This is a genomic window from Shewanella sp. POL2, assembly GCF_000282755.1.
GTDB classification, from domain to species: domain Bacteria; phylum Pseudomonadota; class Gammaproteobacteria; order Enterobacterales; family Shewanellaceae; genus Shewanella; species Shewanella xiamenensis.
This window is the reverse complement of record NZ_AKZL01000189.1, coordinates 1-1,467: the sequence shown is the minus strand read 5'-3', so window position 1 is coordinate 1,467 and position 1,467 is coordinate 1. Positions and strand designations below refer to the sequence as shown.

Below are 1,467 nucleotides of genomic sequence, written 5' to 3'. Positions count from 1 at the left end.
GTGATAGCTTGACTATAGGCCGAGTGGTGAGCACCACCGGCGTGGATCCAAGCTGCGGCGGCAACGGCTAAATTCGGACGAGGCTCCCACAGCGCAGACGCGACTGGTAAGTTAGGCAGATCCTGTGGTGGCGTCACTGTATCTAATTCATTGAGAATGATACGGAAACGGTTGCCTAAATCGATAGTCGATACGTTGATTGCTGGGCCCGCTTTACCAGTGAATAACAGACGTGGCACGTCACAACGCACACCAATGGTATGGCGGTGAACTTCTAAACGCGGTTTTGCCGCGGCAATCGATGGGCAGACTTCTAACATGTGGGCGCCAAGAACTTGGTCAGTCGCCCCAAAGTTATAGGTGTAGTCTTCCATAAAGGAAGTACCACCGGCACGGCCTTGACCCATCACCTTCATAATGCGCACCATGGCAGCCGTTTTCCAGTCACCTTCGCCGCCGTAACCGAAACCGTTCGCCATCAGACGTTGGGTAGCGAGTCCCGGTAAGCCTGTCATGCCGGTGAGGTTTTCGAAGCAGTTGGTAAAGGCACCAAATCCACCTTGGGTTAAGAATTGGGTTAAGCCGAGTTCAATCTTGGCTTCTTTTCTTAAACGGTCTAATTGGTATTCATCACCAAAAAGTTCGTTACCCACTTGGTATTCGCTGGCGTAACGATCGAGCTGTGCGGTTACATCGCCTTCGGCAATGGCTGCAATCGCCTCATTAAGTTCACCTAAGCTATAGGCGTGCACTTCGTAACCGAATTGAATTTGTGCGGCAACTTTGTCGCCTTCGGTCACGGCCACTTGACGCATGTTGTCGCCAAAGCGGGCGATACGCAGGTTTTGGCTCTCGTGCCAACCCGCTGCTGCGCGGCACCAATCATCGATTTGTGCCTGTACATCGCTCGATTGCCAGTGACCCACAACCACTTTGCGCTCTTTACGCATACGTGTGCCGATAAAACCAAATTCGCGGCAACCGTGGGCACTTTGGTGGGTGTTCATGTAGTTCATATTGATTTCGCTCCAAGGGAGCTCGGCATTGAACTGGGTATGTAAATGCATGAATGGCTTGCTTAATTCATTCAGGCCAGCAATCCACATCTTGGCGGGAGAGAAAGTGTGCATCCACAGAATGACGCCAACACAGTTTTCATCGCTGTTGGCCGCTTGGCATACGGCATGAATTTCCCGTGGGGATTTTACGGTTGGCTTGTACACCACTTCCATCGAAATGGCGGAAGATTCATTAAAGCCATGAACAATTTGCTCACTGTTTTTAGCAACTTGCTCTAATACTTTCGGGCCGTATAAATCCTGCGAACCCGTGATAAACCACACTTGTTTTTGTTTGAAGGCTTTCATATTACTCTCTCTAGTTTGAAATGAGACCGGACTGGCATTTACTTGCTTTGGCCGTAATAAGCGTCTTTTCCATGCTTACGCAAATAGTGCTTATCAATAA

The 1,467-nt window shown here is 49.8% G+C and carries 1 protein-coding gene; it reads right to left on the bottom strand.

What is annotated here, in order from left to right; all coding sequences use genetic code 11:
- On the bottom strand, positions 1 to 1,367 hold a 1,367-nt coding region (gene araA, locus SHEWPOL2_RS21965), incomplete at its 3' end, for an L-arabinose isomerase (protein ID WP_037431783.1).
- Positions 1,368 to 1,467: the final 100 nt, after the last annotated feature.